The following is an 8,056-nucleotide window of genomic DNA, read 5'->3' as shown; positions in this document are numbered from 1 at the left end:
TTTTCCCGAAATCAGCCCGCACTGAAATCAAAAATGGATTGAATATCCTCCCTCAAAAAGTTCGAAATTGCGACCCTTGGCTCCACAGAAGTAAAAACCGGTTAAAATCACTGATTTTAACCGGTTTTGTGCTTTAATAGAGTTCGAACCCCTGAAGGTCGTAGTGAAAAATAATGAAGTTTAACAGTAACTGTAGACATTAAATATTACTATGAGTGCTTAAATGCTGAAGCAAAGTAATAAAAGGAAAAACATACCAAGCATAGCTAAGATATCGGCCTTACTTCTTTAATTTTCTTATGGTCAATTCTGTAATACCCCAAGTTAAGCCGCCATAAAATTTTAAATAAATCCTTATAAAGTGAAGCTTATAACCCAATATACCCAAGGTTGGGTATTGACAAAGTGATTGACTAGTTTTAAATTTCGCTCACCTATGCAAGGATAACTTTCGGAAAGTAAATTGTGCAGTTGGAAAAGTTTTTAAGTGACTGTTTATAGAATTGTCAAATTTAAAGTGTTTGTTATATCCCGATTTTAATCGTTTGTAAGCGATTGTGATCGGTTAAATATTTGTAGTTCAGGTGCATAAATAACAAATGGTCATATGTGAAATAACAAACATACTGTTATATAGATATTAAGTATAATGACTGAAAGCACAAGAGATAAGCTTAATAAAATTCCAATTCCACCTCTGGTTGAGTGCGGCCAAACACTTAAAAAGCTAGAACGACTAAAGACACTTTTTTATAAACTTGAAACAGCGGCTTTAACTACAACCCCTGAGGAAAGTCTTGAGCTGATTAACAATACACTTATTGACGTAGAAGATTGCCATTCTGGAGTGGGGGCAACTGAAAAACCGGGTTTAATCTATACTGGCAGAATGTATCCCATTCAAGAGGATAATATTGAAAGAAAAAGGAATGGAGGCATTGTGGCAATTACCAAAGGAAATAAGATAGTAATTGAACCATCGGGTACATTTAGCATATTTTCTCGAATTGATGAAGAACTTTTAATGACCAAAAATGACAACTGAAGCAATCCAAGCCATTATAAATCTCATCAACTCAAATTTGGATTATGTAAAGAAATTCAAAACAGAGAAATTCAAAGATAAATGGTTGATAGACGTATTTCTCAACTCAAATATTTTGAACATCGTTTTGGATGATAACATTTCTGTGAACGTAAGTAGTCAGCTTAACCACCACATAATAGATTTCTTCAGTAATGAAAGGAAATTCCAATCCTTTGAAGAATTTAAAGCGTATTTCAACCAAGTTGTTAGGGGGTATTCTGAACAAACTGATGGAATATATGTGAAATATAAAGGTGAAGAATATTTGTGTGAAATTGAGGTGACATCTGTTGATCCTGATAGGCAAATGGGGCCTGAAACACTTTACGAACTTTCATTTACAAATAATTCAGGCGAACACATAGTTGCTGCAGACATTTCCGAATATCCAATGGGTGCCTTCTCAATATATGAACTTAATGAGGATGTTGAAGTCGATGAACAACAAGTAATTAATTACTTTATGGACAAGACTATGGAATAATACACTTAACAAGCACTATCATCCATAATCTTATTGAGCAATTTGCAAAGAACTGGTGCGATGAAATATATTTATAGATACTTGAAAGGCCCAGCGTATAGATGATAGTTGGATGAAAAGGAATTATAATTGCGGTCTGCAAAAGTGCTGTTGACGCCTATGATTATCAGCCTAACTCCCTTGCAGAGACTTTCTGTGTTACTGTTTGAGGATATAAGGTATTATTTTACTCTATAATAAACTGTGAATAAATGCTTTGCGCCTGCTGTCGAGAAAGAGATGCGAATAAAAAGAATACCCACTACTTGACGGATAGTATAATTCGGAGAGCTCTGAACCTTGACGGAAGCAATATGCGTGAGAAGGGGTTGTACTTTGACATGTCAGAAGTAAGTCACATCGAATTTAAATTTCAGCGTAGCACTGACATTGAAAAGCTCGAAGAGGAACTGGGGAGACAAGCTGACTCGGAGGAAATCGAGCAGGCAAAGAGAAATGCTTACACTGTAGACTATGTTTTTTGCGATCGTTGTGAGAAAATATTTACTGAAATTGAAACTGCATTCATTGAGAAAATTTTACCATTATTGCGAGGTTCATCCTCGTCTGAAAAAGAAAAGTTCATATCGGCAGAGGTAAAGACTACTACGGTTATTCTGGTACATTCAGCTTTGGCGTAGCGCTGTATGCGAACCCCGACTCAAGATGTCTGATATGGTTAAGGAAGAGTTGAGGCTGATGATCTTAGATTTCGAGATTGTTACTACCAAACAATTAACGAAATACCCGCTTCTTATTACCCATCTAAAAACTTTGGGTGGCCCTGAAGCTTTCACACACAACTTTGTAGGATTTGTTAATACAGAAAATCCCATTGTAGTTTTTATGAATGATTTTGTTGTTCAATTCTGTGAGGATAGTTTAAACTTCCAATCAGAAAATTTACCGGAATTTAACCCCGAAAATTACAGAGACTTTATCAACTATGAGGAAGATACTTTTGTCATACGCACTGTATCAGATGCTGGGAGAAGGGAATTCCTTAGAGGATATCATCGAGAGATGCGAGGAAACGTATAGCATACTATGCCGAATCACTAAATAAACTATGGCTACAGTTATTCCGTGTAGAACCGAGCCCTGAACTGGTTCAGGCTTTCCTCGATGAGTTAACAGTTAATCCAGAGGAGAGTATATTAAATTATTCTAAAGAGAATGTTATAAGGATTGTAACAGAATTTGTCATGCGTAATGCACCGAAAGAATGACTATCGCCGACTTCGGTATTCTTAGTATTGTTGCAGTCTGAGCTGTGTTCAATAGCAATTAAGGAAGACGCTTTACCTAAAGAGTTGACTTTGGCTGACAAAGAGATGCTATATTAGAGGAAAGGACTTTTATGCGGATATATTTGGATAGTTGTGTTTACCAAGATTTTAAAAGGGATGGAGGTGATGAGCTTCTTCGACCTTTCTGAAGAATTAATAGAGGATCAAAAGAAGTTTCGGAATTTTATAAGATACCTTCATAACAATGCCTTGTCCTCTAAGATTTATGAAAGTCTCGGAATAAAAGGATTTGATGGACAAGGACTCACTGATAAAGGACTATTTAGGGAGACATACCTCGACTATCATATCAAGCAGTCAATTGATACGCACATGAATTCGGTTTTCGCAAATATGTATCATGGCTTAGAAATCTTAGGCATTGTTAAGGGCAGACCACGGAAGCAGCGAATGATGAATATGATAAATGATGGCAAGCATTCGTACTTCGGAGCCTTTTGTGATATTGTTGTATCGAGTGATGACGACTTTTTAAATAAAACAAAGTTCTTATATGATGTGTTTGATATTAAGACGTCCGTCCTATCAACTGAAGAGTTCCGGCACCATTTAAAATTTCCGATCTTGAAAAACACAATAAGTGACTGTATAGAGTCAATTAGAGGTTTGGATTTTGCGAAAATGTTGAAGGTGACAAATGAGGAAGGAGAATACTTAATCGCAGTTTTGAGCCCCAAGGTTTATGGATATTTCAATCGTCTCGTATTTGCACCACGTGAGCAATTCGACAATTTTTACTTCTTGCGGGAAAGAGAGAATTGGTCATCCGGCACCTTGGCAAAGGAGATTGAATATATTACTAACAGTTTGATCACAGAGCTGGGCCCAGACTTTAATGAAAAAGAGGTTTTTAATGGAAAAGAATTTATGGGAGAAGAATGGGATGGCCGAATATGGGTCATGCCAGAGGTGTTGATTGAATTGGGGTACAAAAACTCGCTCTCACTCCGTTTTGGATTTTTGAACGATTATGAGAGTTAGTGTTGAGGTTGCATTAATTGAACTTCCTTTTTGTTGAATCCTTTTGACCCCTGTTTGGTAACGCATAGCTTGTTTTAGGCCATTTTAAGCACAAAGTTCTAATCTCCGTGGGAACTTATTTTTTGTAGAGGTAGATGATTAGAGGTTTCCGCCCATCTCTCTTTAAATATTCTTTAACTCACCGATTTGCAACATATAATGATTTTAAAGGGTTCGATAGTGTTCCTGTCAGGTCTAGTTATTTCCTTCTTATACCTACGTTTAGCCTCGGCCTCCAGCCTCATAGTTTAATATTTTTTACGAAATAGAAGGTCTGCACCTTCTGTCAAATAAAAATATTTTCACATGTAAAAAAAATGTTTACAAGTTCATTCTTCACCTTGAAAATTAAGTATAGACCGAATATCCTCATTAAAAAAGTTCGAAATTGAGACCTTGGGGTCCACAAGTGCAAAAACACTTCAAATTTGAAGTGTTTTTGCACTTTTTATGATTCTGCCCTTTGTGTAGTTAACCATTCTTTATAGGCAGAAGGTAAAAGTTCTTTCATAAACTTTTTCAAGTCATCCGTTTGTTCTTCTGTTAATTCTTCATGATACTGGTTAGCAACATCTACTGCAATTTGTCCTGCTGTTTCAAGTATTTCTTTAGAAGCTCTTAACTTACCTGTTATTTTACCAAATATTCCTGGCTCTGCATTTACTCTAGCTGCATGTTTGAAGTATGTAGTTACCTCTTGCTTTATCTCTGATTTAATTTCTTCTAATGATTTCATCATTTACAGTTGCTGCTACTCGATTGCCTGTAATTTTTACTTTATCAATTCAAAAAAAGATTCCGTGTTGTCAGACGAATCCCAAATGAGTACGTCATTTAACCAAATTTTTTGTTGTTTTACCGACCTGTTCGTTCTTACATATTCACACTTTATTGTATCTGTATCCATATCATTCCACTGGGTCATGTATATGATTTGTCTTTTAGATTGATAGCATGAAGTATCTCTTAAGTAAAGTTCTTAATGCCGCTTTCCATTCATTATCGTTTGCCAAATACTTTTGATATGCCCATTGGTTAAACCTTTGCCAATACCAGGTGGCTGAATTAATAAAGGCTCTTTCAAAATCATCGTAGTTACTAATGTGATCTGATCCAAATGCTCTCCATATATAATTTTCTGTAGCTCCTTCTTTGGTTTCATGATTGTAAGCATCTATCTGTTGGCAGATATAATCTTTACTTCTTACTAACTTATTAGTTGGATCAAACCCTTCTGACTGTTTCCATAGATTGTAGTAATATTCCAGATGATATAAATCTTCAGGAGGAAGTAGGTTTCTAACCATTCTTTGCAATACCCTTGGAGATAGTCCTTTGATTTGATATTCTCCAGTATCCTTGTTTACAGTATCGTAGCTAAAGAATATATTTCTCCAGGCCGGGATTTTTAAGGTTGGGAAAATGCCTACATCAGTTATTAATTTCTGCAGCTTTTTATCATGAGTTATGGGGCGGCTATAAATTTTTAAAAGGCTTTGATATTTTTTAGCCCTGTCTTCAAAATCAGTGGCACTTACAGCCGTTTTATAAGCATCAGTTCCTACTTTCATGCCGAGTTGAATTTCTTTTATCATGCGAACAGGCTCCGATAAATTATTTAATGCAGAGTCATCAGGAAGTAGACGATCTTCGGAGGTTGCCTCTGCCATCGCTTCATTTTGTTCATCGGGTAAAGCTTTTACCTGAGCCGCCAAACTTGACCAAAGCCCCACATTGGCAGATCGCATATCCATGAAACGCTTTTCTCTACTTAAATTAGGGTTAAGCGTAAATGTTTTTTTGAGCTTAGGGTTAACTTCGTTTTGTTCAAAGGCATCGTTAGCAATAAACTGATTTAGTTGCGGGTTTTGGCTGTTAAAAATCATTCCCATTTCATCTCCATCATAATCGCCACCTAACCATTTTTGAATGGTATTAGGTACCCCTACAAAACTTCCTTTATCAAACCATTGCGTGGCTACCAAGCTTCCCCGTATTAAAAAGTCCTGAGATGTTTTATGGGCAGTAGCACGGTCATTCTGTGGGCTATCTGTATCCTCACTCCCCTGCAATGATGAGTCTTTGACCCAGTCTTCGTACAGTTTACGATCCTTGGAGGTCACTATTAGATCGACCTCTTTCCAGGCATCGGGCCACTGGTCATCAGGTATGATTCCCAGCATGCCTTTGAAGAAGGTAAGTACTCCGTTATCTTTTCCCGTAAGAGTATACTGTATGCCTTCAATGTCAGAGACAAAGCGAGATTGACCACTATCTTGATCAATGTTTTCGGCAGGGATAGGGTGAAAATTTTGCTTATCAGCAGGAGAACGAATAATTGAGGCTCCCTGTCCTGAAGTTTTTCCGGTAAACCGGGATGTTTGAGGTACAACTACATTATCTCCTGAAACAGGCATGGCAACAGCAGATTCCATAGGAGGTTTACCTGTTGTAAAAATGCTGTGAAGTGTTTTTATTTTATCGATGTCTTGAGTAACGACATTGGGTGTATTCTCCGTGAGAATATTAGAGTATGTAAGTGCAGGGTTGTCTTGGAGAAATTGTTGATAGGCCTGCAGTCCATTATTTACTAACTCGTAAACAATTTCAGGGTCTTCTGTATCAAGCCATTCCAGCATTTGGTAACTGGTTCGCCCTGACTCCTGGGTAGGCGTTCTCTTGTCGTGACTCAGGCCGCCTTCTTGCATTTTGTCTGCCAGACTTTTGACAATATACCCCCAGCCGTCTTCTACTTGAATGGGTGTGCCATTTTTTAAATAGAAAGTCTTTTCATTATCATCACCTACGGGCAGTGTTCTTCCTCTAACTTGCCCCTCTACTCCACCCACAACCAACGGGAAAAGGGCTCTTTGAGCATAGTATGATGATTCTTCAAAGCCCAACATATTTTTCAGCAAGTCAATGCTGCCTACTTCCACACCATATACAGAACCCGCATTGTCAACTGATGACTTTAAGGAAGACCCTGCCAACATATCGATACGGTAATGTTTTCCTTTAAATGTAACTATCTTTTTGAAGGTATCCGCTGTAGTATTTTCTGGCAATTCTACCTTAATAAATGAAAATTGCTCATTAGTTAGTGTCCTAAAAACAGGATTAATCATTTGCTCTTTCCTGAGCTCCTGCCCGTTGATATCAACTGTAACTAATTCGTAGGTATCTTTAGTAACGTCAATAGACCTGACATCAGTTTGTGTTTCTAAACGCTGACTCAAAGAAGTTTTCATTCCCATCAACATACGTAATGTGTCTTGAGAATAGGGAGGAGGTTGTGTGTTGTCAAAGGGAAATGTTATGAGACCATTACATAGTTTAGCAATCGCCAAATGCTGCTGATCTTTCTTTTGATTTAACAGATAGCTCACCCAGTTTAATTTTAGGGGATCAGGAAACCCTTCCAGCCACATTTTTCGTTGAGCATGGTTATTTAAAAGACCGGTTATGGTTTGATTAATTTCAATTATTGACTCAGCATGTTGTTGTTTAAAATCCTGACCTACTCCCCCATTAATAGCAAGAAATACGCCTTGTATAACCTCCCCTTGGGAGGAAGGAAGTATTTTCTTCTTGAGAGAAACAGGGGAGGCAGTATTTTTCCGGCTTCCTTTTTCTATAGCATTTGTTCCCATCAGATCAGCCTCTTGTTCCAGCTCTTGATCATTGTTTATGGGCATTAACTCATTCAACTGAATAGTTGGCTTTACTCTTCCCTGTTTCTGTTGGACTACATGCCAAGCCTCATGCGGCAAATGCTTTTCTTGTCCTGAGGCCAAGTGTATATCAGTTCCCTGAGCATAAGCATGTGCCTGCAGCTGAGCAGGTTTAGCTGAATTATAGTGAACCCTCACGTCATCCATCGAATAGCCTGAGATATCTTCTATACCTTCTTTAAGTTTATTAGGGAGACCTTTTTCGTTACTAGTTGTGGGTTGCGGTGAAGGGATACTTGCTCCATGTAGATCTCCAAAAGGGTTTTCAGTATGCGTGTTTTGATTTTTAGAAATATTGCAATTTAGGCTAGTACCATTTTGGTTGAGCCTACTGCTTCCATTTTGAATATTACCCAAAACATTATCTTTCATCTCTAAAAAT

Annotated in this window: 7 protein-coding genes; 5 read left to right on the top strand and 2 right to left on the bottom strand. The window is 37.5% G+C overall.

Features of this window, described 5'->3' with window-relative positions:
* The first annotated feature begins 649 nt into the window (after positions 1-649).
* The 5 genes from JMN32_RS06820 to JMN32_RS06800 all read left to right on the top strand — a co-directional run bounded on the left by JMN32_RS06820 (position 650) and on the right by JMN32_RS06800 (position 3,901).
* Entirely contained in the window at positions 650-1,045 is a 396-nt protein-coding gene (locus JMN32_RS06820; RefSeq protein WP_202855563.1) for a hypothetical protein, read from the top strand.
* Entirely contained in the window at positions 1,035-1,571 is a 537-nt protein-coding gene (locus tag JMN32_RS06815) for a hypothetical protein (RefSeq protein WP_202855562.1), read from the top strand. The genes JMN32_RS06820 and JMN32_RS06815 overlap by 11 nt, the downstream gene beginning before the upstream one ends.
* A 305-nt stretch (positions 1,572-1,876) precedes the next feature.
* Complete coding sequence (locus JMN32_RS06810; protein ID WP_202855561.1) at positions 1,877-2,251, top strand: hypothetical protein; 375 nt, start codon at positions 1,877-1,879, stop codon at positions 2,249-2,251.
* Positions 2,252-2,276: 25 nt separating this feature from the next.
* Positions 2,277-2,651 (top strand): hypothetical protein, encoded by a 375-nt coding sequence (locus JMN32_RS06805; protein WP_202855560.1) that lies wholly within the window; start codon positions 2,277-2,279, stop codon positions 2,649-2,651.
* Positions 2,652-2,992: 341 nt separating this feature from the next.
* Positions 2,993-3,901 carry a hypothetical protein gene (locus tag JMN32_RS06800; RefSeq protein ID WP_202855559.1) on the top strand — a complete coding sequence of 303 codons (909 nt, stop codon included), beginning with the start codon at positions 2,993-2,995 and terminating at the stop codon, positions 3,899-3,901.
* A gap of 487 nt (positions 3,902-4,388) precedes the next feature.
* On the opposite strand, the gene JMN32_RS06795 is transcribed toward JMN32_RS06800, so the two are convergent.
* The gene (locus JMN32_RS06795) at positions 4,389-4,679 is read right to left on the bottom strand and encodes a hypothetical protein (RefSeq protein WP_202855558.1); all 291 of its coding nucleotides are present in this window, start codon (positions 4,677-4,679) and stop codon (positions 4,389-4,391) included.
* 202 nt (positions 4,680-4,881) lie between these two features.
* Complete coding sequence (locus tag JMN32_RS06790; protein ID WP_202855557.1) at positions 4,882-8,046, bottom strand: eCIS core domain-containing protein; 3,165 nt, start codon at positions 8,044-8,046, stop codon at positions 4,882-4,884.
* Positions 8,047-8,056: the final 10 nt, after the last annotated feature.

It is taken from the genome of Fulvivirga marina (genome assembly GCF_016775155.1).
GTDB classification, from domain to species: Bacteria; Bacteroidota; Bacteroidia; order Cytophagales; family Cyclobacteriaceae; genus Fulvivirga; species Fulvivirga marina.
The sequence above is the reverse complement of the archived record's forward strand: the minus strand, read 5'-3'. Positions and strand labels throughout refer to the sequence as shown.

Bases quoted from the DNA above. Each gene is read 5' to 3' on its own strand.
- JMN32_RS06820 (WP_202855563.1), top strand. From the start codon at position 650: ATGACTGAAAGCACAAGAGATAAGCTTAATAAAATTCCAATTCCACCT.
- JMN32_RS06815 (WP_202855562.1), top strand. From the start codon at position 1,035: ATGACAACTGAAGCAATCCAAGCCATTATAAATCTCATCAACTCAAAT.
- JMN32_RS06805 (WP_202855560.1), top strand. From the start codon at position 2,277: ATGTCTGATATGGTTAAGGAAGAGTTGAGGCTGATGATCTTAGATTTC.
- JMN32_RS06795 (WP_202855558.1), bottom strand. From the start codon at position 4,679: ATGATGAAATCATTAGAAGAAATTAAATCAGAGATAAAGCAAGAGGTA.
- JMN32_RS06790 (WP_202855557.1), bottom strand. From the start codon at position 8,046: ATGAAAGATAATGTTTTGGGTAATATTCAAAATGGAAGCAGTAGGCTC.